21 protein-coding genes are annotated in these 23,335 nt (G+C 73.0%); 10 read left to right on the top strand and 11 right to left on the bottom strand.

The genetic code is table 11. From position 1 onward, the window contains the following. Positions 1-5 precede the first annotated feature (5 nt). Entirely contained in the window at positions 6-797 is a 792-nt protein-coding gene (locus tag ABEA34_RS15445; protein ID WP_425576877.1) for a DUF3027 domain-containing protein, read from the bottom strand. A 59-nt stretch (positions 798-856) separates the two neighbouring features. On the opposite strand from ABEA34_RS15445, the gene ABEA34_RS15440 reads away from it, so the two are divergent. After that, positions 857-2,266, top strand: coding sequence for an MFS transporter (locus ABEA34_RS15440; protein WP_345522254.1), 1,410 nt, complete (start codon positions 857-859; stop codon positions 2,264-2,266). Here the strand turns inward: ABEA34_RS15440 and ABEA34_RS15435 are convergent. From ABEA34_RS15435 to ABEA34_RS15405, 7 genes are all read right to left on the bottom strand, one after another. After that, positions 2,263-2,658 carry a cold-shock protein gene (locus tag ABEA34_RS15435; protein ID WP_345522253.1) on the bottom strand — a complete coding sequence of 132 codons (396 nt, stop codon included), beginning with the start codon at positions 2,656-2,658 and terminating at the stop codon, positions 2,263-2,265. The two genes, ABEA34_RS15440 and ABEA34_RS15435, sit on opposite strands and share 4 nt — an antisense overlap. 59 nt (positions 2,659-2,717) lie before the next feature. Next, the gene (gene larE, locus ABEA34_RS15430) at positions 2,718-4,133 is read right to left on the bottom strand and encodes an ATP-dependent sacrificial sulfur transferase LarE (RefSeq protein WP_345522252.1); all 1,416 of its coding nucleotides are present in this window, start codon (positions 4,131-4,133) and stop codon (positions 2,718-2,720) included. Between the two features lie 121 nt (positions 4,134-4,254). Continuing rightward, positions 4,255-5,871: an AMP-binding protein gene (locus tag ABEA34_RS15425; protein ID WP_345522251.1), complete on the bottom strand. Its 1,617-nt coding sequence runs from the start codon at positions 5,869-5,871 to the stop codon at positions 4,255-4,257. A gap of 30 nt (positions 5,872-5,901) precedes the next feature. Further along, entirely contained in the window at positions 5,902-6,456 is a 555-nt protein-coding gene (locus ABEA34_RS15420; protein WP_345522250.1) for a dihydrofolate reductase family protein, read from the bottom strand. A gap of 67 nt (positions 6,457-6,523) precedes the next feature. Then, complete coding sequence (locus tag ABEA34_RS15415; protein ID WP_345522249.1) at positions 6,524-6,934, bottom strand: SRPBCC family protein; 411 nt, start codon at positions 6,932-6,934, stop codon at positions 6,524-6,526. A 19-nt stretch (positions 6,935-6,953) separates the two neighbouring features. Further along, positions 6,954-8,147 carry an RDD family protein gene (locus ABEA34_RS15410; RefSeq protein ID WP_345522248.1) on the bottom strand — a complete coding sequence of 398 codons (1,194 nt, stop codon included), beginning with the start codon at positions 8,145-8,147 and terminating at the stop codon, positions 6,954-6,956. Further along, a complete protein-coding gene (locus ABEA34_RS15405; protein ID WP_345522246.1) occupies positions 8,144-9,016 on the bottom strand; it encodes an FHA domain-containing protein in 873 nt (290 codons plus the stop codon). The genes ABEA34_RS15410 and ABEA34_RS15405 overlap by 4 nt, the downstream gene beginning before the upstream one ends. 90 nt (positions 9,017-9,106) lie before the next feature. Here ABEA34_RS15405 and ABEA34_RS15400 point away from each other — a divergent pair, with 90 nt between their 5' ends. From ABEA34_RS15400 to ABEA34_RS15385, 4 genes are all read left to right on the top strand, one after another. Continuing rightward, positions 9,107-11,377, top strand: a complete 2,271-nt coding sequence (locus ABEA34_RS15400; RefSeq protein ID WP_345522244.1) for a helicase-associated domain-containing protein — start codon at positions 9,107-9,109, stop codon at positions 11,375-11,377. A 9-nt stretch (positions 11,378-11,386) separates the two neighbouring features. Next, positions 11,387-11,932 carry a CGNR zinc finger domain-containing protein gene (locus ABEA34_RS15395; RefSeq protein WP_345522242.1) on the top strand — a complete coding sequence of 182 codons (546 nt, stop codon included), beginning with the start codon at positions 11,387-11,389 and terminating at the stop codon, positions 11,930-11,932. A 97-nt stretch (positions 11,933-12,029) separates the two neighbouring features. After that, on the top strand, positions 12,030-12,434 hold the full coding sequence (locus tag ABEA34_RS15390; protein WP_345522240.1) for a VOC family protein: 405 nt from the start codon (positions 12,030-12,032) through the stop codon (positions 12,432-12,434). A gap of 28 nt (positions 12,435-12,462) precedes the next feature. Next, positions 12,463-14,103: a DNA repair helicase XPB gene (locus ABEA34_RS15385; RefSeq protein WP_345522238.1), complete on the top strand. Its 1,641-nt coding sequence runs from the start codon at positions 12,463-12,465 to the stop codon at positions 14,101-14,103. 19 nt (positions 14,104-14,122) lie between these two features. On the opposite strand, the gene ABEA34_RS15380 is transcribed toward ABEA34_RS15385, so the two are convergent. Next, positions 14,123-14,719 carry a hypothetical protein gene (locus tag ABEA34_RS15380; RefSeq protein ID WP_345522237.1) on the bottom strand — a complete coding sequence of 199 codons (597 nt, stop codon included), beginning with the start codon at positions 14,717-14,719 and terminating at the stop codon, positions 14,123-14,125. 106 nt (positions 14,720-14,825) lie between these two features. On the opposite strand from ABEA34_RS15380, the gene ABEA34_RS15375 reads away from it, so the two are divergent. Together ABEA34_RS15375 and ABEA34_RS15370 are read left to right on the top strand one after the other, a co-directional pair. Next, complete coding sequence (locus ABEA34_RS15375; protein WP_345522236.1) at positions 14,826-15,995, top strand: RtcB family protein; 1,170 nt, start codon at positions 14,826-14,828, stop codon at positions 15,993-15,995. An 83-nt stretch (positions 15,996-16,078) separates the two neighbouring features. Then, complete coding sequence (locus ABEA34_RS15370) at positions 16,079-16,480, top strand: hypothetical protein (protein WP_345522235.1); 402 nt, start codon at positions 16,079-16,081, stop codon at positions 16,478-16,480. 7 nt (positions 16,481-16,487) lie between these two features. Here the strand turns inward: ABEA34_RS15370 and ABEA34_RS15365 are convergent, their stop codons facing one another. Beyond that, positions 16,488-19,184: a hypothetical protein gene (locus ABEA34_RS15365; RefSeq protein ID WP_345522234.1), complete on the bottom strand. Its 2,697-nt coding sequence runs from the start codon at positions 19,182-19,184 to the stop codon at positions 16,488-16,490. A gap of 117 nt (positions 19,185-19,301) precedes the next feature. Between ABEA34_RS15365 and ABEA34_RS15360 the strand changes: the two genes are divergently transcribed. Continuing rightward, on the top strand, positions 19,302-19,559 hold the full coding sequence (locus ABEA34_RS15360) for a hypothetical protein (RefSeq protein ID WP_345522233.1): 258 nt from the start codon (positions 19,302-19,304) through the stop codon (positions 19,557-19,559). 71 nt (positions 19,560-19,630) lie between these two features. Then, positions 19,631-20,830 carry a phosphoglycerate dehydrogenase gene (serA, locus tag ABEA34_RS15355; protein WP_345522232.1) on the top strand — a complete coding sequence of 400 codons (1,200 nt, stop codon included), beginning with the start codon at positions 19,631-19,633 and terminating at the stop codon, positions 20,828-20,830. Between the two features lie 6 nt (positions 20,831-20,836). Here serA and ABEA34_RS15350 read toward each other — a convergent pair whose 3' ends face one another. Next, positions 20,837-22,432: an alpha/beta hydrolase gene (locus ABEA34_RS15350; protein WP_345522231.1), complete on the bottom strand. Its 1,596-nt coding sequence runs from the start codon at positions 22,430-22,432 to the stop codon at positions 20,837-20,839. 28 nt (positions 22,433-22,460) lie between these two features. Between ABEA34_RS15350 and ABEA34_RS15345 the strand changes: the two genes are divergently transcribed. Beyond that, positions 22,461-23,330, top strand: a complete 870-nt coding sequence (locus ABEA34_RS15345; protein ID WP_345522230.1) for an oxygenase MpaB family protein — start codon at positions 22,461-22,463, stop codon at positions 23,328-23,330. Positions 23,331-23,335: the final 5 nt, after the last annotated feature.

Below are 23,335 nucleotides of genomic sequence, written 5' to 3'. Positions count from 1 at the left end.
CCCTCCTAGGAGAGGATCTCGACCTCGTCGACGGTCAGCGTGTCGAAGACCGGCACCGGCGGCGGCGGGGGCTCGTGCTTCTTGGCCAGCCGGACCTCGGAGTGCGCGCCGCAGCCGTGGTCGAACGAGACGATCCGGCCGTCGTCGTTGGCGTCGCCGTTGGCGCAGACGCCGAAGAGCTCCGAGAGCGGCCCGGCGATGCGGACCAGGAACCCGCAGGTCGAGCAGTGGTCGGGGGCCGAGCGCGCGATCGGGGCCTCCGGGCCGCCGTCGCCGTCGTACCACCGCTGGGCGGCGAGGTCGCGGCCCTCCGGGCCGAGGGTGCGGACCCGGCCGAGCCCGAGGTCCTGGGCGACCGCCCGGATCTGGGCCTTGTCGTCGGCGTCGAGCGGGTCGTCGCCGAAGAGGTACGTCGGGACCAGGCGCGGGTCGTCGTCGTCGACCGGCAGCAGGTCGCCGGGCGAGAGGTCGCCGGGCTTGATGCGCTCACGGTAGGGGACCCACGGCGGGGCGACGATCGCGGCGTCCCCGGGCACGAGCACGATCTCGTCGACCGTGACGTCCTTGCTGCGGCTCGCCCGGGCGACGGTCACGGACCACTGCCAGCCGACGTAGCCGGGTCGGAGGCACGCGAAGAGGTGGGTGACCACCCGCTCGCCCTCGACCACGTGGCCGAGGTGGTCGCCGACGTCGGCGGCACCGACCTCCTCGACGAGGGCGGCGCGGGCCAGATCGACCGCCGCCACGGTGGCAGAGTCGGACTTGGGGCGCGCGATCGTGATCACGGACGAAATCATGACGCATCGCCCCCCGGGATGTCAGGTCGGGGCTCGGTCGACCGGGCAGGATGGGGTCCATGACCCCGCCCTCCGACTCGTCGACGGACGAGCAGCGCTGGCGGGACCCGCACCCCGCGGACGGCTCGAAGCCAGGCGCCCGGGCGGGCTCGAAGGTCGGCCGCGGCCTGGGGGCGACGGCCCGGGCAACCGGGCGGTTCGGTCGCTTCACGATGCGCCAGGCGCGGCGCGCCGCCGAGGCCCAGGGCGCCGGCGAGTCCGGGCTCTCCCGGCTCATCCAGATGCACTTCTTCAACACCGCCGGCGACGCCGCGGTGGCGATCTCCCTCGCGGGGACGCTGTTCTTCACCGTGCCGTCCGGCGAGGCGCGCGGTCAGGTGGCGCTCTTCCTCGGCCTCACGATGCTGCCGTTCGCGATCGTGGCGCCGCTGATCGGCCCCTTCCTCGACCGGTTCGCCCACGGCCGCCGCTGGGCGATCGGCGCGACCATGGCGATCCGCGCCTTCCTGGTCTGGGTGCTCGCCGGGGCGGTCGTGACGGACTCGCCGTGGCTCTTCCCCGCCGCCCTCGGCGTGCTCGTCGCGTCCAAGGCGTACGGCGTCACGCGCGCCGCCGCCGTACCCCGGCTGCTCCCCCGCGACTTCACGCTGGTCAAGGCCAACGGTCGGGTGTCGATGTCCGGCATCGTCGGCGTGGCCGTGTCGGCACCGCTGGCCGGGCTCGCCTCGCTGGCCGGTCCGGAGTGGGTGCTCCGCTACGCCTTCCTGCTGTTCGTGGCCGCCACCATCGCCGCGGTCCGGCTGCCGTCGCGGGTCGACTCGAGCGAGGGCGAGGGCGACCTGCTGCTGCGCAGCCACGACGAGGGCCGAGCGCGCCAGGGCAGCGTCCGGATCCCCCCTGCGGTCGCCTACGCGCTGCGGGCCAACTGCGGACCGCGGTGGATGTCGGGCTTCCTGATCATGTTCATGGCCTTCCAGCTCCGCGAGAACCCGATCGACGGCTGGAGCACCGAGGTGCTCACCGCCCTGGTCGTCGGCGGCGCCGCGGCCGGCAACTTCCTCGGCGTCATCGCCGCGTCGATGCTCAAGCGGATCAACCCGTCCGTCACCGTCTCCGGCGTCCTGGTCGCCGACGTCGCGGTGGTGGCGTTCGGGCTGGTCTTCTACGGCGTCCTCGCGCTGGCCCTGCTCGGCCTGGTGGCGGGGCTGGGTCAGGCGCTGGCGAAGTTCTCGCTCGACGCGACCATCCAGCGCGACGTACCGCACCGGGTGCAGGCGAGCGCGTTCGCGCGCAGCGACACCACCCTCCAGCTGGCGTGGGTGATCGGCGGCTTCATCGGCATCGTGATGCCGATCGACCCGCCGCGGCTGGGCCTCGGCGTGGCCACCGCCGTGCTGGTGGGCTGGTCGTTGTTCGTGCTGGTCCGCCGGCCGGGGCGGGCGTCGCGCGAGGTGCGGACCGGGAACTAGCTCTCGAGCTCGTCCGCGACGGCGCGCAGCAGCGCGGCGACCGGCTTGGCGGCCTTGCCGTCGGGCTGCCGGCCGTGGCGGTAGGCCTCGCCGACGCCGTCGAGCAGCCGGATCAGGTCCTCGACGATGGTGGCCATCTCGTCGGGCTTCTTGCGCTTGGCGTCGCGCTGGTTGCGCGCGACCGACGCCGGCCGGTCGAGGATCTTCACCTGGAGCGCCTGGTCGCCCTTGCGGCCCTGGGCGATGCCGAACTCGACGCGGGTGCCGGCCTTGAGGGCGGTGGTGCCCTCGGGGAGCGCCTCGGCGCGCACGTAGACGTCGGGTCCGTCCTCCTGCGACAGGAACCCGAATCCCTTGTCGTTGTCGTACCACTTCACCTTGCCAGTGGGCACGGATCTGACCTCTTCTTGCTTGCTGGGCTGCTCGGACCGGCCGCGCCGGACGGCACAGCCTATAGCGCCTCGTTCATGGATCCCGAACGAAATCCGCGGGGGTCCACGGCGGCCTCGGCGAAGCCGGCGGCACGTACGGCGTCGAGCAGGTCTGCCTCCACGGCCGCATCGAGCGGGAGCAGGGTCGCGTCGATCTCCACGGACGCCCTCTCCCCGAGGTCGCGGACCCGCAGGTTGCGCGGGCCGTGGTCGGCGAGGGCGGTGCGGACGGCGACCTCGGCGCGCTCCACGCGGCCGAGCCGGTGGGGGGTCACCTCCACGCCGTACGCGATCCGGGACGAGAGGCAGGCGGCCGCGGGCTTGTCCCAGGTCGGCAGGCCCCAACGCAGCGATGCCGCCCGGACCTGCTCCTTGGTGAGACCGGCGTCGGCCAGCGGGGTGATCGCGTCGCGCTCGGCGGCGGCCCGGATGCCGGGGCGGAAGCCGGCGACGACGTCGTCGGCGTTGGTCCCCGTCGCCACGTGGGCGAGGCCGCGGGCGGCGGCGATCGGGGTGAGCACGTCGAGGAGCTCGGCCTTGCAGAAGTAGCACCGGTCGCCGGCGTTGGCGCGGTAGCCCTCGCGCTCCATCTCGTGGGTCTCGGGGGTGAGCACCTCGACCCCGAGGCTCTGGGCGAAGTCGCGCGCCGGGTCGCGCTCGGCCTGGGGCAGCGAGTGCGAGTAGCCGGTGGCGGCCGCGACGTTGTCGGCGCCGAGGGCGCGGACGGCGGCGGCCAGCAGGAGGGCGCTGTCGGCGCCGCCGCTGTAGGCGACGAGCACCGAGCCACGCTGCTTCAGGTCGGCGTCGAGGGCCGCGAGGCGGAGGTCGAGCAGGTGCCCCTCGAGCCAGGCCGGGAACTCGGCGAGGCTGTCGAGGACGACGTGGGTGCCGGCGGCCTCGAGCTCCTCGCGGGTGCAGCCGCCGGTGAGCACGGAGACGCTGAGGGCGCCGGCGGCCAGCGCGCCCTCGACGTCGTGCACGTGGTCGCCGACGTAGATCGACGCACCCTCGCGACGCAGCGCGTCGGCCTTGCCGACGCCCCACACCCACCCCTCGAGGTGGTCGACGTCGAAGGCGAGGTGGTCGAGGTGGAGCTGCGCGTTGGCGGGGTACTTGCCGGTGACCACGACGACACGGCCGGCGTGCCGGCGTACGGCGGCGATCGCGTCGTGCGCACCCTCGAACGCAGGGGTGCCCGCGATCGCGTGGTCGGGGTAGAGCGCGCGGAACCGGTCGCCCGCGGCCGGGATCGCGTCGGCGGCGAGGTAGGGCTCGAGCAGCAGGTCGAGGGGCGGCCCGAGCTTGGCCGTCATCTCCTCGATCGGGAACTCGACGCCGAGCTCGCCGCCCAGCGCCGCCAGCACGTCCCGGAAGCCGGGCGCGGTGTCGATCAGCGTCATGTCGAGGTCGAACCCGACGACCAGCTGATCCACCATGGCTCCAGCCTAGGAGGTCGGGGTGTGAGGCGGCGCAGCGGCGTGACCACGTCGAGTGACGCGAAACGGCCCTCGACCGGCTGTCCCAGGGGCCGTTTCACGTCACTCGACGATCTCGGCGTCAGCCGAGGCCCAGCTGGTGAGCCGTCTCCTCGCGCATCTGCACCTTGCGGATCTTGCCGGTCACCGTCATCGGGAACTCCTCGACGACGAGCACGTAGCGCGGGATCTTGTAGTGCGCGAGCTTGCCGGTGGCGTAGGCGCGGACGGCCGCGGCGTCGAGGGGCTCGGCGCCGGAGCGCATCTTGATCCAGGCGCACAGCTCCTCGCCGTACTTCTCGTCCGGGACGCCGATCACCTGCACGTCCTCGACGTCGGGGTGGGCGTAGAGGAACTCCTCGATCTCGCGCGGGTAGACGTTCTCGCCGCCGCGGATGACCATGTCCTTGATCCGGCCGACGATGTTGCAGTAGCCGTCCTCGCGCATCTCGGCGAGGTCGCCGGTGTGCATCCAGCCGTCGGCGTCGATGGCCTCGGCGGTCTTCTCGTCGTCCTGCCAGTAGCCCAGCATCACCGAGTAGCCGCGGGTGCAGAACTCGCCCGGCTGGCCGCGCTCGACGGTCTCGCCGGTGACCGGGTCGACCACCTTGATCTCGACGTGGGGGTGGACCCGCCCGATGGTCGCCGTACGCCGGTCGAGGTCGTCGTCGGCCCGGGTCTGGCAGGAGACGGGTGAGGTCTCGGTCATGCCGTAGGCGATCGAGACCTCGGCCATGTGCATGTCGTCGACGCAGTGCTTCATCACCTCGACCGGGCAGATCGAGCCGGCCATGATCCCGGTGCGCAGGCTGGTGAGGTCGTGCTCGGCGAACGTCGGGTGGTGCTGCATCGCGATGAACATCGTCGGGACGCCGTACACGCCGGTGCAGCGCTCCTCGGCGATCGCACGGAGCGTGATCTCGGGGTCGAAGCCGGGTGCCGGGATCACCATGGTGGTGCCGTGGGAGGTGCACCCCAGGTTGCCCATCACCATGCCGAAGCAGTGGTAGAAGGGCACCGGGATGCACAGCCGGTCGTCCGGCCCCAGGTTGATCAGCTCGGTCGTGAAGTAGCCGTTGTTGAGGATGTTGCGGTGGCTCAGCGTCGCACCCTTGGGCCGGCCCGTGGTGCCGGACGTGTACTGGATGTTGATCGGGTCCTCGGGCGCCAGCGTCGCCATCCGCTCCGCCAGCGCCCCGTCGGGCAGCTGCTCACCGCTCGCGACGAGCTCGGCCCAGTCGTCGGTGTCGAGGTAGACGGCCCGCTGCAGGGTCGGGCACTCGCCGGCCGTGGCCTCGACCATCTGGCGGTACTCGCTGGTCTTGAAGCGCGTCGCCGCGACGAGCAGCTTCATGCCGGACTGGTTGACGACGTAGGCGAGCTCGTGGGTGCGGTACGCCGGGTTGACGTTGACCAGCACCACGCCGGCCTTGGCCGCGGCGTACTGCGTGAGGGTCCACTCGGCGCAGTTGGGCGCCCAGATCCCGACCCGGTCCCCCTTCTCGAGCCCGGCCGCGATCAGGCCACGGGCGACGGCGTCGACGTCGCGGTCGAGCTCCGCCCAGGTCCAACGGCGGCCGCTGGCGAACTCGACGAGCGCCTCGCGCTCGGCGTTGGCCGCGACCGTGCGCTCGAGGTTGGCGCCGATCGTCTCCTCGAGCAGCGCCGGCTCGGACTCACCCTTCGCATACGACTCCATGCGGTCGAACCTACGCCGGGCGACGTTGGCTCAACGTTGCGTGCGGAGCACCTGGTACTGCACCCCGTTGGCGTACGTCGTGGAGTCGGCCAGCGTGAGCGTGACCTTGTCCTCGGCGTCGGTCGGGAAGGGGCCGCGGCCACTGCCCAGGATGACCGGGAAGACCATCAGCCGCATCTCGTCGACCAGGCCCGCCTTGAGGAGGGACTGGGTGAGCAGCATGCTGCCCTGCACGAAGATCGGCCCACCCTCGGTCTCCTTGAGGCCGGCGACCTCGTCGAAGGAGATCACGGCGGTGTTCTCCCACTGCGGGTCGGTGACGGTGCTCGAGACGACGTACTTGGGCATCGCGTTCCAGCCGGCGAAGTAGTCCATGGTCGGCCAGACCTGCGAGAAGGCGTCGTAGGAGCGGCCGCCCATGAGGAACGCGCCGGCCTCGTCCTGCTCGCTGCCCTTGCGCTCGTACTGCGCCGGGTCGCCCTCGACGTCGAAGGTCCAGCCGGCGTGGCGGTAGCCCTCCTCCCCGCCGGGTGCCTCGGCGACGCCGTCGAGGGAGATGAAGTGGGTGGTGATCAGGGAGCGCATGGTGGGTCCTCTCGTGGGGGTGTCTCACCCACTCCACGAACGGGCGGGCGCCGGTACGACAGGTCGGTCAGGACGACTTCTCGGCCATCCCGGTGAGCGCCTCGAGCGCCCTCGGGGTGTCGCCGGTGACCATCGGGCCGATGTCGTCGGCGCCGGGCCCCTCGACGGTCGTGCGGACCAGGACCTCGGCCCCACCGTCGGTCGCGCTCACCTGGTGGTCGATCCGGATGACCAGGTCGCCGATCGTGAGGCGGTCGAGGAAGCGGGCGCCGGGCTCGACGATCTCGAGGACGAACGGCGCCTCGATCCCGCCCACCAACGACATCGTGCCCGCTGCACCCTCGGCGAAGTGCCCCTCCATGGCGACCCGCTCCACGGCGGGGTCCCAGGCGTGCCAGCTGCCGATGTCGCTCCACAGGGCCCACACGTCGGCGGGGCTCGCGGTGGTCGGGACGGAGAGCTCGTACTCGAAGGTCATGGCGGCAATCTAGTCGCGATCAGCCCTCGCGTACGACGGTCATCTCGCGGTCGCCGAAGCGCACGTGGTCACCGTCGATCAGGGTCGCCGCCTTGCCCGCGGGCAGGCCGCGGGGCACGCCCTGCCGGACCAGGAACGAGCCGTTGGTCGACCCACGGTCCATCACCACCAGGGCGCCGTCGGCGGCGACCTGGAACTGGGCGTGGGTCTTGGACAGCGACATGTCGGACGAGGCCAGCTCCACGAGGTGGCGCACCTGCTCGCCGTTGTGGGCCGCCGGGCGGCGACCGACCAGGGCGAGCCCGTCGACGACGAAGGACTCCCCCGTGTCGAAGCTGACGCGCCAGCGCGCGGCAGCCCGGCGGGCGACGTGGCTGCCGGCGGTCGGCTCCGCGTCGGGGCGGGGCTCCGGCACCAGCGGGTAGCCGAGCTGCCGGCGCGAGGGGGCCGGGGCCTCGGCGACCGCCGGGACCTCCGGGGCCGGGGCGGGCGCGGGGGCAGGGGCCGGGGCGGCATGCCGCGGGGCGGGCGGCTCGACCGCCGGCTCGACCGGCGGCGCGGCTGCCGGAGCTGCCGGGGTCACCTCCGGGGGTGCCGGGGCTGCCGCGGGAGGGGTGGTCGGCGGCGGTGCGGTCGGCGGCCGGATCCGGGTGGTGGCGCTCACCGCGGTGGGCGCGGGCGCGGGGACCAGCCGCAGGGCGGTGAGGTTGACGATCTGGTGGGGCGCGGCCTCCGGCTCGGGCGCCTCCTCGGGCGCCGGCCGGACGTCGACCACGACGGAGTGGGCGACGTGGTCGTGCCAGCCGCGCCGGCGGCCGCCGGCGTCCATGACAGCGGTCCACGCGAGGGTGGCGACGCCGAGCCCGAGCGTCGGCAGCGCGGCGACCCCGAGGACCAGCTGGCGCAGCAGGGCGGCGCGGACCCCGATCGGCGTACCGGCCCCCTCCCGCACCACGCGGATCGCGGAGATGGCCATGCCGGGCGAGCTGCCGGTCACGCCGAGCACGACCGAGAAGACGACGGCGACGAGGACGACCACGCCGGCGATCGCGGCGACGCCGGCCCAGACGTTGCCGGGCTCGATGAGCAGCTGGACGAGGACGACCGCGGCGGCGGCGTCGATGCCCCAGGCGATGGACCGGTCGATGGCGAAGGCGTAGAACCGTCGGTCGAGGTCAGCGACCGGAGTCAGCGGGGTGGTCCGGCCGGTCACGCGTCGACGACCTCGATCGTCACGCCGTCGCCGAGGTCGACGAGCGCACCGGGGACGAGCTGGACGGTGACGCCGGGGCGGAGCTCCTCCGGCGGGAGGCCCGGCTGGACGACGACCGAGCCGTTGGTCGAGCCGAGGTCGGTGGCGACGGCCAGGCCGTGGTCCGCTCCCGAGCCCGGGCGCACCTCGAGGTGGGTCGAGGACACCTCCTGGTGCGGGCTCGCGACGGCCACGAGACGCGGGGCGCCGTCGGTGACGATCCGGCTGGCCTCGGGCGCCCGGCCGACCAGGACGGAGCGGTCCACGTCGACGGTCTCCCCGTCGGGCAGCACCAGGCGGGCGACCGGGCGGGCGGTGACCGGCGGCGCCGGCTCCTGCCCCGGGATGCCCGGAGGAGCCGGTACGTCGACGGGCACGGTCTGCGGCGCGCGGGTGAGTCCGTCGTGGTCGGCAGGCGGGGGTACGACGACCTCGTCGGCCTCATCGGCCGTGGGCGGGTGCTCGGCGGCGGCGAGCCGCACCAGTCCACCGTCGAGCAGGCCGTCGAGCGCGCCCTCGGCGCCTGGCTCCGGGACGTCGTCGGCGACCTCGATCCGCACGCGCGTCACCCCGGGCACGCTGCGCTCGACCCAGGTCGTCGTGTCGTCGCCGACCACGTGGACGACGTCGTCGCCGGCCGCGAGGTGCACCTGCGCGGCACCGCGGATCACCACCCGCGTCTCGTCGTCCTCCTCGCTGACCAGGACGAATCCCGGCAGCTCCCGCAGGCCCGCCGAGATCAGGGCGTCCAGCGTCTCGTCGAAGCCGGCGCCGTCGTCGACCAGTGACCACAGCGGCGCGACCCGGTCCTTCTCGGTCGGGGGCAGCACGACGGTCGCCCGCGGCCCGAAGATGCCGAACCACGTCCCACCCCGGAACGACCAGGTGGGTCCTGCACCCGGCCCGGTAGCGTGGGAGGGATGTCCACGACGGCGTACCGCACGCTCGCCGACCAGCTCCGTGCCTGGTCGGTCGAACGACTGTCCCGTCTGCTCCACGAACGCCCCGATCTCGCTTCTCCAGCACCTCATGACTCCGGTCAGCTCGCATCCCGTGCGGCCACCCGGTCTTCTGTCCTGCGCGCGCTCGACCAGCTGAACCGGCTCGAGCTCTGTGTCCTTGATGCCCTCGTCGTCGTCGGCCAAACCAGTGCCGACGACCTGGTGGACGCGGTCAACGGCGACCCGGCCGCGGTGCGCTCCGCGCTCGACCGTCTGCTGGACCTCGCGCTCGCCTGGGAGAGCCCGCAGGGCCTGCGCGCCCTGACGACGGTGGCCGAGGCGTTGACGCCGGGAACGCCCGGGGTCAGCGGCCTGCGACCGGTCTCGGCCGACCCGCTGCCGGCCGCCGAGGTCGGGCGTCGCCTCGCCGAGCTCTCCCCGGCCGCCCGGGCGATGCTCGAGCACGTCCTCGACTCCGGCGGGGCGGCGACGACCGTCGCCTCCCGGCACACGCTGCTGCCGGAGGACGCGACGACGCCGGCGGAGGAGCTCCTGGCCCACCGCCTGCTGGTGCCGCGCACCGGTGGCGGCGTGGTGCTGCCGGGGGAGGTCGGCCTGGCGCTGCGCGGCGGCCACACCACGACGTACGCCGCGGACGAGCCGCCCGAGCTGGCGACCTCCGAGCGGTCCCAGGACATCGTCGACCGGGCGGCCGCGGGCGCGGCGTTCGAGACCGTACGCCGGGTGGAGCTGATGCTCGACGAGTGGAGCACCCGTCCACCGGCCGCCCTGCGCAACGGCGGCCTCGGGGTGCGCGACCTGCGCGCGCTGACGACCGAGCTGCACGTCGACGAGGCGACCGCGGCGCTCCTGGTCGAGGTGGTCGCGGTCGCGGGGCTCCTCTCCACGGCCGCCGGGCCCGACGGGTCGCCGCGCTGGATCCCCACCGACGCCTTCGACACCTGGACCGCCAAGCCGACCGCCGAGCGCTGGCTGGCCCTGGTCGCCGCCTGGTGGGACAGCCCGCGGCTGCCCGGCCTGGTCGGCTCCCGCGACCCGGCCGGCAAGACCTGGAACGCGCTCGCGCCCGAGCTCTCCGGCGTGCACCAGGTCGAGACGCGCACGGTGACGCTCGCGGTGGTCGCCGAGCTGCCGCCGGGCACCGTCCTGGCCACGGGCACGGGCGTGCCGTCGCTGCGGTCCCGCGTCGAGTGGCTGCGCCCCCGCCGTCCCCGCACCCGCGCCGACCAGGTGGTGTGGGCGGTCGAGGAGGCCACGTCCCTGGGCGTCGCGGCACTGGGCGGCCTGTCGTCGTACGCCCGCGCGTTCGTGGCCGGTGACCGCGCGGCCGCGACGGCGGGTCTGGCGGCGCTGCTCCCCGAACCCGTGGACCACGTGCTGCTCCAGGCCGACCTCACGGCCGTGGCGCCGGGGCCGCTGGAGTCGCAGCTGGCCCGGCGGCTGCAGCTCGTCGCGGACGTCGAGTCGCGCGGCGGGGCGACGGTCTACCGGTTCACGCCGGGCTCCGTGCGCCGGGCTCTGGACACCGGCTGGTCGGCGGTGGAGGTGCACGAGTTCGTCGCGTCGGTCTCGCGGACGCCGGTGCCGCAGCCGCTCACCTACCTGGTCGACGACACCGCCCGCACCTTCGGCTCGGTCCGCGTGGGCCACGCCGAGGCCTTCCTGCGCGCGGACGACGAGGCCGCGCTGGCGGAGCTGCTGCACCACCCCAAGGCAGCCTCGCTGGGGCTGCGGCGGCTGGCCCCCACCGTCCTGATCAGCACCACGCCGCTCGACGTGCTGCTGCCGCGGCTGCGCGACCTCGGTGTCGCGCCCGTCGTCGAGTCGCCCGACGGCACCGTCCACGTCGCCCGCGCCGACGTGCTCCGCGCCCGTACGCCGAAGGAGCACCGCGGCCGGGCCCAGCGCAGCGCCCGCGAGACCGCGCTCGCCAGCCAGGTCGTCGCCGCGATCCGGGCCGGCGACCGGGCCGAGACCACCCGACCCGCCGCACCTGCCGACCGGCTGACCCCGAGCGGGTCGATGGCCGCCCTGCGCGAGGCGATCGAGACCGGGCGCACCGTGGTGATCGGGTACGTCGACAACCAGGGCGCCAGCTCCGAGCGGGTCGTGGACCCGCGCTCGCTCGACGGCGGCAGCCTCACCGCGCACGACCACCGCAGCGACGACGTACGCACCTTCGCGGTGCACCGGATCACGACGGTCCGCCCGCTGCCACCCGGTCGGTAAGGTTGAATCGTGGACTTCATCCGGTACGCCGAGGCGGCGGCTGCGCTGCTCAACGCGGACCTCTCCGAGGTCGACGGCCTGGTGGCCTACCTCGACGGACGGCCGGGGCTGCAGGAGCGGGCCGTCGACCGGGACTGCATGCTGCTGCGCAAGCTCCAGCGCGAGCTGCGACCGGTGTTCGACGCGGGTGAGTCGGGGGACGTGCCCGCGGTCGTCGCCGGCCTCAACGAGCTCCTCGCGCGGCACCCGATCACCCCGCAGATCTCCGACCACGACGCCCAGCACCTGCACCTGCACGTCTGGACGGGGTCGGGCAGCGTCGCCGAGCAGGTCGTCGGCGAGTCCCTGCTCGGCCTGTCGACGCTGGTCTGCGACCTCGGCGCGGACCGGCTCGGGGTCTGCTCGTCGGCACCGTGCACCAACGCCTTCGTCGACGCCTCCCCCAACAGGTCGCGGCGCTACTGCTCCGACCGCTGCTCGTCGCGCTCCAACGTCGCGGCGTACCGCGCCCGGCGCCGGGCCGAGGCTGAGCGGGCCGGGAGTTTCATCGGCTGACCGACAAAACTCACGCTTGGACGATGAAGCTTTGTCGTCCCAGCGTGAGTTTCATCGGCCGACCGATGAAACTCGCCGCTGACGTACGGTGTGGCGCATGCGCGGACGGATCACGCACGACACCAGCCCGGACCGGTCGGCCCGCAAGGACTACTGGGGCGTGGTCCTCGACTCGCGTACGCCGCGGCAGCTCGGCCGCTTCTACGCCGACCTGCTCGAGTGGGAGATCGCGAACGACGACGAGGACTGGGTGACGCTGAGCGCGCCCGACGGCGTCGCCTACCTCGCCTTCCACCTCAACGCACAGCACATCGCGCCGGTCTGGCCCTCGACGCTCTTCCAGCCGCAGCAGCAGCTGCACCTCGACTTCGAGGTGGAGGACCTCGAGGCCGCCGTGGCCCACGCGGTCGAGCTCGGGGCGACGCCCGCGGAGTTCCAGCCGCAGGACACCGTGCGGGTGATGCTGGACCCCGACGGCCACCCCTTCTGCCTCTACGCCTGAGGCTTCGCCCGGTCCGTAGGCTTGCCCGGTGAATGACGGCCCCCTGATCGTCCAGTCCGACAAGACGCTGCTGCTCGAGATCGACCACGAGCGCGCGGTGGAGTGCCGCAAGGCGATCGCGCCGTTCGCCGAGCTCGAGCGCTCCCCCGAGCACGTGCACACCTACCGGCTGACGCCGCTGGGCCTGTGGAACGCCCGCGCCGCCGGACACGACGCCGAGCAGGTCGTCGACACGCTGCTGGAGTTCAGCCGGTACGCCGTCCCGCACGCGCTGCTGGTCGACGTCGCCGAGACGATGGCCCGCTACGGGCGGCTGCGGCTCGAGAAGAACCCGATCCACGGCCTGGTGCTGGTCTCCAACGACCGCCCGGTCCTGGAGGAGGTGCTCCGCGCCAAGAAGATCGCGGGCATGCTCGGCGAGCGCGTCGACGACGACACCGTCGTCGTGCATGCGTCCGAGCGGGGCAACCTCAAGCAGGCGCTGCTCAAGCTGGGCTGGCCGGCCGAGGACTTCGCCGGGTACGTCGACGGCGAGGCCCACCCGATCTTCCTCGACGAGACCGAGTGGCAGCTGCGCGCCTACCAGCGCGAGGCCGTGGACTCCTTCTGGCACGGCGGCTCCGGCGTCGTCGTGCTCCCCTGCGGCGCCGGCAAGACCCTGGTCGGTGCGGCCGCGATGGCCGAGGCCAAGGCGACCACCCTGATCCTCGTCACCAACACCGTCTCGGCGCGCCAGTGGAAGGACGAGCTGATGCGCCGTACCTCCCTGACCGAGGAGGAGATCGGCGAGTACTCCGGCTCCGTCAAGGAGGTCCGACCGGTCACGATCGCGACGTACCAGGTGCTGACGACCAAGCGGAAGGGCGTCTACTCGCACCTCGAGCTCCTGGACGCCCGCGACTGGGGCCTGATCGTGTACGACGAGGTGCACCTGCTGCCCGCGCCGATCTTCCGGATGACCGCCAACCTGCAGGCCCGCCGCCGGCTCGGGCTGACCGCGACGCTGGTGCGCGAGGACGGCCGCGAGGGCGACGTCTTCTCGCTGATCGGCCCGAAGCGGTACGACGCCCCGTGGAAGGACATCGAGTCCCAGGGCTGGATCGCGCCCGCCGACTGCGTCGAGGTGCGGGTGACGCTGCCGTCGTCCGAGCGGCTGACGTACGCGACCGCCGAGCCCGAGGAGCGCTACCGCCTCGCGTCCTGCACGCACCACAAGATCGACGTCGTCCGCGACCTCGTCGCGCAGCACCCGGGCCAGCCGACGCTGGTGATCGGGCAGTACATCGACCAGCTCGACGAGCTCGCGCTCGCGCTCGACGCCCCGGTCATCAAGGGCGAGACGCCGGTCAAGGAGCGGCAGCGGCTCTTCGACGCGTTCCGCTCCGGCGAGGTCGGGCTGCTCGTCGTCTCCAAGGTCGCGAACTTCTCCATCGACCTGCCCTCGGCCGAGGTCGCCATCCAGGTGTCCGGTTCGTTCGGGTCCCGCCAGGAGGAGGCGCAGCGCCTCGGCCGGCTGCTCCGCCCGAAGTCCGAGGGCAAGACCGCTCACTTCTACACGATCGTCTCCCGCGACACCGTCGACGCCGAGTTCGCCCAGAACCGGCAGCGGTTCCTCGCCGAGCAGGGCTACGCCTACCGGATCGTGGACGCGGAGGACCTGCCGGCGTAGGACGCTGCAGGGATCCCTGTCAGCCTGCGTCCACCTCGACGATGTCGTTCTCGATCCGGGCCGCATCGGGCGAGCCACCGACCGGCAGGCATCGCACCACGATGCCGGTCGCGACGTCGAGCGCGACGTCGTAGTGGTCCGGGTAGGCCTCCTTCGTGGGGGTCCACCCCGGGCGGTCGCCGTACTCGTAGGTGTCGGCCACCTCGCACCAGACCAGCGCACAGCAGCTGCACCGCGGGTCGTAGCCCGGCAGGGCGCGTACGTCGGCTCGCCACACGGCACGCCCCACCACCTCGTCCTCGCGGAGCCGTGCGAGCGCGACGTCGTGACTGAGCTCGACCGGGTCGAGCATGGCGAGCCAGCTGTAGTTGTCCCAGTAGAGCCCGTCGTCACCGTTGACCGGATCCCACGGTCGGGTCGCCCGGCCGTCCGGGCGCTGGGACTCGAGGTTGATCGTCACCGGCGCACCCGACGAGTCGATGATGCGTACGCCGTCGGGGCGCTCCAGCCAGACCTCGACGTCCAAGCGCCGCGAGCGGTGCCGCAGGTGCAGGGCCGTCCAGCGCCAGGGCGAGCTGCGCGCCAGGGCCTGGAAGTCGTCGGCAGTGGGGGTCACCCACGCAGTGACGCACGCCGAAAACCCCATGTGCAACGGGATTGCGGCCACCTAGCCTGGCGCGTCGCCGATCGACCGGTCGGCGAGAAGAAGTCAGGGAAGGACCATGGAGCAGATCAGCAAGACGCTCATGAACTGGGCGTCGATCCTCGAGCAGGGCACCCGCGAGCAGGCGGAGACGACGGCGACGATGCCGTTCGTCTTCCCGCACCTCGCGCTGATGCCCGACGCCCACCTGGGGCTGGGAGCGACCGTCGGGTCGGTGATCCCGACCCTCGGCGCGATCATGCCGGCCGCCGTCGGGGTCGACATCGGCTGCGGCATGATCGCCGTCCGCACGCAGTACACGCGCGACCAGCTGCCGGCCGACCGTCGGCCGCTGCGCGAGGCCATCGAGCGGGCGATCCCGGTCTCGGCCGGCGCGAGCAACCGCACGGTCAGCCGCGAGCACACCCGTGAGCGCCTCGAGCAGCTGACCGGCCTGGCGGAGCGGACCCGCTTCGAACCCGGGGCGTACGCCGGCAGGTGGGAGCTGCAGCTGGGCACCCTCGGTTCGGGCAACCACTTCATCGAGGTCTCGGTCGACGAGCTCGACCGGGTCTGGCTGTTCCTGCACTCGGGCTCGCGGGGCGTCGGCAACCGGATCGCCCAGAAGCACATCCGGGTGGCGCGCGACCTGTGTGAGAAGTGGTGGATCACGCTCCCCGACCGGGACCTCGCCTACCTGGCCGAGGGCACGCCCGAGTTCTGGTCCTACATCGGCGAGATGCGCTGGGCGCAGACCTACGCGCTGCTCAACCGGGACGAGATGATGGACCGGGTGGTGCGCCAGTTCGCGGAGTGGGTCGGCTCGGACGTGGAGCGGCACGAGGAGATCAACTGCCACCACAACTACACCGAGCAGGAGCGCCACTTCGGCAAGGACGTGTGGCTCTCGCGCAAGGGTGCCATCAACGCCGAGGCGGGTCGACCCGGGCTGATCCCCGGCTCGATGGGCACGGCGTCGTACGTCGTCTCCGGGCTCGGCAACGCACTCTCGTTGAACTCGGCACCGCACGGCGCCGGGCGGGAGTACTCGCGGTCCCGGGCGCGCAGGACCTTCACCCGGGAGCAGCTGCGAGAGGCGATGGTCGGGATCGAGTACCGCGACACCGACGCGTTCATCGACGAGATCCCGGCGGCGTACAAGGACATCGACCAGGTCATGGCGGACGCCGCCGACCTGGTCGAGGTCCGGCACACGCTGCGCCAGATCGTGAACGTCAAGGGCGACTGACGAGTGTGGTGGATCCGGGGCACCTGGTGCGTCGGGTCCACCACCCGTGTTTTGGACACCACGGTCTGCGACATGCTGACCGCGTGACGACTCCGCAGCAGCCGCCCGCACCCGCCCCGACCAGCTGGATCCGCCTGACGGTCCAGGGCAGCGTGATGACCAGCAACATGATCTCGCCGAAGGTGCGGCTCAACGGCTATCCCGTGCCGTCGTCGTACGGCGAGAACGTCTTCCCGGTGCCGCCCGGGCACTGGCACATCGACGTCGACTGCCAGTGGATGCGGACCTACGGCCAGGCGGCCCTCGACCTCGACCTCGCCGAGGGGCAGACGGTCGACGCGTTCTACGCGCCGCCGTACCACCAGTTCGCGAGGGGCCGGATCGGGCTCGAGCGGCAGTCGCGGCCCGGGGTGATGTTCCTGGTGCTGCTGCTGGGCATCGCGCTCGCCGTCCTCGTCCTCGTGGTCGCCCTGTCGATCCTCTGACCCGCTTCTAGCGGCCGTCGACGATCCGGACCGTACGCCGGAAGGACTCCCGGCCGATCCGGAAGCGGAGCGTGAGGGTCTCGGGACCCTCGTCGTCGTGGTCGGCCTGGGTCGGGATCGTGACCAGCAGCTCGCGGTCACCCGGGCGCAGGGCGTCGTACGTCGCGGCTCCGGTCTTCCACAGCGCCTTGGTCGGACTGACCGGCCCGACGTGGAGGTCCGTCCAGGACGACGCGATGTCCTCGACGCGGACCGGGGTCCCCGGCCCGTGCACGACCTTCCCGGTGACGACCAGGTCGAAGTCGGCGGCGTGCGCGAGCCGGACCCGCCACTGCGCGGGTCGGCCCTCGGTCACCGTCCGCGACACCATCCGCACCGAGACCTTCGGCCGCGGGTCGTCGTCGATGATCGTGAGGTCGCCGAGGTAGCGGTCGGTCATCACGTTGCGGTTGGCCCAGCCGGCGACCTGGGTCACCAGTCGGCGGTAGTCGGCCCGGTGATCGGCGTCGTAGCCGACCGGGATCGAGCCGCCGGTCTGGCCGGGCGCCAGGTCGACCGCGAACCGCTGGACGTCCCCGCGGGCCTGCCCGACGGTCACGACCGTGAAGCGGGCCGGCGCCGTGACCGCACCGTGCACCGTGAACGGGATGCGGGCGACCTTGCGACCGCCCGAGCCCTCGGTGATCCGCACGCGCGCGATGTCGACCGTGGGGAGCCGCCGGGCGGGGACGGCCGCGAGAGTCGCCGGTGCGGCGGCGAGGTCGGCGACCCACAGCCGGCCCCGGCTGCTGGTGCCGACCAGGTCGACGGCGACGATGCGCGTCAGGTCGACCGCAGCCCCTGCCGGGTCGGCCACGAGGGTCTGCGCCCAGAGCTTGCGGACGTCGGGTGAGGAGCCCAGCTGGGGCAGCCCGCCACCACCGACCGGGTCGAGCAGCGCGCTGGCCCCGTCGGCGTCGGTGATCCGGACCTCGACCGCCGGGTCCGTCCGACCCCCCACGATGGTGCGCAGCTCGAGCCGGCGCCCGGTCAGGTCCAGCGGGCTGGTGAGGAGCATCCCGCCCGACTGGCCGCTCGCGGTCCAGGTCATCTCGAACCAGCTGCGCGCCGGCAGCCGCTCGCCCGACCCCGGCCAGTGCGGGGCAGCGGCAGCGGCACCGGCGTCGCGGCCGCAGGAGCCGATCTTCTGGTCGTCGTACACCCCCGTGCAGAAGCGGGTCTGGGCGCCGTCGGCCAGCGACAGCCCAGTGGAGACGGCCGGCGTGCGCAGCACCCGGCCGCCGCCGATCGCCTGGCTCAGCGTCTGCGCGGCGCCCTGGGACGTGACCCGCGCCCGGGAGCCGTCGAAGAGCGGCAGCACCGCCTGGTCGCCGGACGCGAAGAGCCGCACCGCGCCGGCGACGTACGCCGTCCCGACGGCTCGCTGCTCGGCGGCGCTGAGCCGCTGGGGGTCCTTGGTGCCACAGGTCGACCCCGGGTCGCCGTACCAGTCGTCGCTGGCCGGCGCCGCCGCGGCGCCGGGTGTCCACTCGGTGTTGAAGAAGTTGTGGTTGGCGCCCATCACCAGGACGCTGCTCTTCAGCGACGTGTCGCCGGCGGACAGGTCACGGCTGTTGTCGGTGAACTTCTGGCCCTGCAGGTCGCTCACGTCGCCGTCGCAGAAGGGCAGCAGCGTCACGGTCGGGACGTACGGCGCGGTCTGCGCGCCGAAGTCGGTCGGCGCGATCAGCACCTGCCCGACGATCCGGTACGGCGCGGTCAGGGGGATCCGGATCGAGGCCCGGTCGACCCCTTCACCGCCACGGCTGTGCCCGACCAGGACCACGCGGTCCAGGTCGACCTGGTGCGCGGCGGCGAGGTCGACCCAGTGGTCCAGGTGGGCCTGCACGATCCGCGCCCGCGCATCGGCGCCGCCGTCGGGGGTGGCGTAGTCCTGCGCGTTGATGCCGTTGACCCGGACCGAGACGGTCGCGTAGCCCTGCGACGCCAGCACCCGCTGGAGGTAGTCGTAGCCGAGCTGGCTCTCGATCTCGCGGAACGGCGCCCGGCACGGCCAGTCGTCGGTCCAGGCCTCCGGGTCCGCCGGGTCGTAGCAGACGCCGTGCCGCCCGTGCAGGAAGAGCACCAGCGGCCGCGGTCCGGTGGGGGCGGAGGCGGCCGGCTCGACGACGTGGCCGACCATCTCGATGGGCACGCGCATGCCCGGGACCGGCACCGGGTCGAGGGCGTAGTCACTGGTCACCACGGCGTACGGGCCGGGCGTGCCGGGGTCGGTCGCGAGCGTCTCGGTGCCGGGGAGGTCGAGCGGCTGGTCGACCGCTCGCTGCCCGCGGCGCGCCAGGTCGCGGCCGGCGACGTCGAGCCGGTCGCCGGAGAGCCGTACGTCGAGCAGCGCCGGGTCGGGTCGGGTCGCCGCGGAGACCCGCGCCCGGACCGTCCGTCCGTCGGCCGCAACCGTGGAGGTGCCGATCCGCCAGGCCGTCGGTCCGACGACGGTCGGCCGGTCGGAGCCGAGCGGCAGCCGGGTGGGCGACGTCCAGCTGACGACGTACTGCCCGGGGCCGACCGCCCGCACCTGCCAGGCGCCTCGGTCGGGCGTGTGGTGGACCGACGAGGTCGGAGCGGCGGTGACGGCCGCAGGAGCAAGGACGGCGGCGCCCATGACGAGAACGGTGGCGACCCAGGCTGTCCGACGTGCTCCCATGTGCGGTCACTATGCCGGTGCGCGGGCGATGCGGAGGCCGAACCCGCCGGTCCAGTCAGGTGCCGCCGGATCGGACGTTCGGCCTCATGTGATGCCGATCACACCTAGCGTCGCGGGATGACCCTACGCATGTTCATCGCCGCCCTGACGATCGCCCTGGCCGGCCTGGTATCCGTGCCGGTCGCCTCCCAGGCGGCCGCTGGCCCTCAGCAGTCCGAACGGGCGCGCTCCTGCACCCACACATCGAGCGGCAGCTGCATCCGCGGCGGGCAGTTCTGTCCGCGAGCCAGCTACGGGCACAGCGGATGGGACGCCCATGGCCGTCGCTATGTCTGCAAGGGCAACCGGAGCCACCCGCACTGGATGCGCCCCTAGCACCCGGTCGACCGTCTTGACGGTCGGCGCCGGTTCGGCACCCTGCGCCGCCCCACCTAGGCTGGTCGATCGTGAAGGTGCTGCTGCTCGAGAACATCCACCCGCTGGCCGTCGAGATCCTCGAGGCGCGTGGCTTCGAGGTCGAGCTGCGGGCCGGCTCCCTGTCCGAGGCCGAGCTGGTCGAGGCCCTCCCCGGCGTCCAGCTGCTCGGGATCCGCTCCAACACGCACATCACGCAGACCGTCCTCGACGGCGCCCCGGACCTGCTGGCGATCGGGTGCTTCTGCATCGGCACCAACCAGGTCGACCTGGTGGCCGCCGCCGACCGTGGCATCGCGGTCTTCAACGCGCCGTACTCCAACACCCGCAGCGTCGTCGAGCTCGTGATCGGCGAGATCATCGCGCTCGCGCGCCGGCTCACCGAGAAGACCGAGAAGATGCACGCGGGCGTCTGGGACAAGTCGGCCAAGGGCAGCCACGAGGTGCGCGGCCGGACGCTGGGCATCGTCGGCTACGGCAACATCGGCACCCAGCTCTCCAACCTCGCGGAGGCACTCGGCCTGCGGGTGATCTTCTTCGACACCGCCGACCGGCTGGCCCACGGCAACGCGCAGCGGATGCGGACCCTCGACGAGCTGCTGTCGAAGGCCGACGTCGTCAGCCTCCACGTCGACGGGCGCCCGGGCAACGCCGGCTTCTTCGGCGCGGAGCAGTTCGCGAAGATGAAGCCCCGCAGCATCTTCATCAACGCCGCGCGCGGCATGGTCGTCGACAACGAGTCGCTGCGCGACCACATCCTGTCCGGCCACATCGCGGGCGCGGCGCTCGACGTGTTCCCGGTCGAGCCGAAGGCCCAGGGCGACGAGTTCGAGTCGGTCCTCCGCGGCCTCGACAACGTGATCCTCACCCCGCACGTCGGCGGCTCCACCCAGGAGGCGCAGGAGGAGATCGGCTACTTCGTGGCCGGCAAGCTCGCGGGCTTCTCGCTCGAGGGCCGCACCGAGCTGTCGGTCAACCTGCCCGCCGTCCTCGCCCCGCAGCTGCAGGCCGGGCACCGCATCGGCTTCCTGCACCACAACGTGCCGGGCGTCCTGGCCGGCGTCAACGGAGTGCTCGCCGACGCCGGCGCCAACGTGACCGGCCAGTTCCTCTCCACCCGTGGGCAGCAGGGCTACGTCGTCACGGACACCCTCGACCCGCTCCCGGCCGATGCGCTGGCCAAGCTGACGGAGTCGGAGCACACCATCTGGCTCCGGACCTGGGACGCCTGAGCCTGCCTAGCGGCTCCACCAGGTCCGGTGGAGCAGCGGCGCGACCCGGGCAGCCTTCTTCGGCGGCTTCGGCGCCGCCAGCGGCGGGCACTCCTTGTCCGCGCGGTTGCCCGACGCCCGGGCCGGCAGGGCGCCGGTCTCGAGGACGGCGGCGATCGCGTTGTCGGTGCAGGCGACGCCCGACAGCGACACCGCGTGCGAGTAGCCGCCGACGCCGGCGACCAGACGTGCGCTCGGGAAGATCCGGCGAGCAGCGAGCGCACCGGCGTACGGCGTGGCCGGGTCGTGGGTCTCGCTGAGCAGCAGGATCGGCACGTCGTCGAGGCCGGCGCCGGTGACGTCCACCCGGGGCGTCCCGGCCACCGGCCAGGTCCGGCACGGGGCGTTGAACCAGTTGTTGGCCCAGGTCAGGAACGGCGCCTTGCGGTCGAGCCGGCGGCTGTCGGCCGCCCAGGTCTTCCAGTCGGTCGGCCAGACGGCGTCGGTGCACTGGGTCGCGAGGTACATCGCGAACGAGTTGTCGGCGTTCTTCCCGACCGGGTTCGAGCCGCGGTAGAGCTGCTTGATCCCCTGGGGGTTGCCGTCGTTGGCCAGCGCGGCGAGCGCGCTGGCGACGTACGGGTAGTAGCCGTTGTAGTAGCCGGCGTTGAGCAGCGCGTCGTCGAGCTCGTCGGGGCCGACCTTGCCGCCGGCCGGGTGCCGCTTCAGGCGCTTGCGGAGCCGCTCGTAGGTGCGCTCGACGGCCTTGCGGCCCTTGCCGAGGTGGTACGTCGAGGGGTACTTGCCGACCCAGGCGAGGAACGCGTTGAACGACTTCTGGAAGGCGGGGTCCTGGTCGAGGTTCGACCGGTAGAACACGCGGTCGGGGTCGATGACGCCGTCCATGACCAGCGCCTGCACGTGGTCGGGGAAGAGCGTCGCGTAGACCTGCGCGAGGTAGGTGCCGTAGGAGAACCCGAAGAACGTGATCTTGTCGAGGCCGATGGCCTGGCGCAGCAGGTCGAAGTCGGCGGCGCTGTCGGTCGTGCGCACGTGGGCCAGCAGGCGCTTGGCCTTCGACCGGCCACAGTCCTTCGCGTACTTCTCGGTCGTGTGCCGCCAGTACTTCATGATCGTGGCGCTCGTGGGCACGTAGTCGGGCCGGTTCCAGCCGAAGTACGAGCTGTCGCAGCTCAGCAGCGGACGGCTGGCGCCGGTGCCGCGCGGGTCGACGCCGTACCAGTCGTAGGTGAGCCCGACCTTGCGCGGGACGTAGCTGCCGTACGGCGCCAGCCAGGTGCCGTCGCTGCCCGGGCCGCCGGGGTTGGTGAAGACGGCGCCGCGGAACGGGCCCCGGGTGTGCTTCACCCGGGAGACGGCCAGCGAGATGGTCGGACCGGTCGGGTCGGCGTGGTCGAGCGGGACCACCAACGTGCCGCAGCGGGCCTTCGCCTTGCGCAGGTCCGGGTCGGCGCAGCGACCCCAGGTGATCGGCTGGACGGCGAACGCCGCCGGCGCAGCCACCGCCTCCCCCGACGCCACCGGTGTCGCCACCGGCACGATCACTGCCAGTCCCACTGCCAGCACTCCCGCGACCGAAGCCGCCACCGCCTTCAGTCGCATGCTGTATGAGACTCCGTACAGTCGCCATATGGCAACTGCACTGCCGCATGTGCGCGACCGGATCGGCCAGCAGCTCTTCGCGCGCGTCGCCGGTCCGGACGGCGCCAAGCACGCCGACCGGATCCACAACCGCCCGGGACCGCGCTGGTTCGAGCCGGGCAGCCCGATCACGCGGGTGCACGGGGACGCGTCGATGTTCATCGGCGGCCTCCGGGCGCTGCTGCTCCAGACGCTGCACCCGGCCGCGATGCGCGGCGTCGCCGAGCACTCCGACTTCCGCCACGACTCCTGGGGCCGGCTCGCGCGGACCAGCCGCTTCATCGCGGTCACGACGTTCGGCGCCGCCGACGACGCGGATCAGTCGGTCGCCGCGGTCCGCCGGATCCACGAGCACATCGTGGGCACGATGGCCGACGGGACGCCGTACGCCGCCTCCGACCCGCACCTGCTGGGCTGGGTGCACGTCGCGGAGATCGACAGCTTCCTGCGGGCACACACCGTCTACGGTCGCGAGCCGCTCACCGGTGCCGACCGGGACACCTACGTCGCGCAGACCGCCGAGGTCGCCCGCCGCCTCGGCGTGGTGGACCCGCCGACCACCGAGGCCGAGCTCGCCGCGGCGCTGGCGGCGTACCGCCCGGAGCTGCGGAGCACCCCCGAGGCCCGCGCCACCGTCGGCTACCTGCTGCTGCGCCCGCCGCTGCCGGTGCTCGCCCGCGCGCCGTACGGCGTGATCGCGGCGGCCGCCATCGGGCTGATGCCCCGGTGGACCCGGTTGCCGTTGAGGCTGCCGTGGCTGCCGGTGTCGGAGAGGACCGTGGTGCGCGCGCTGGGCGGGGTCGCGACCGGCACGATCCGGTGGGCGATGACGCCCCGTGAGCCGGTCCACCCGTCTTGAGGCAA

The organism is Nocardioides conyzicola (genome assembly GCF_039543825.1).
GTDB lineage: Bacteria > Actinomycetota > Actinomycetes > Propionibacteriales > Nocardioidaceae > Nocardioides > Nocardioides conyzicola.
This window is presented reverse-complemented; position numbering and strand designations above follow the sequence as displayed.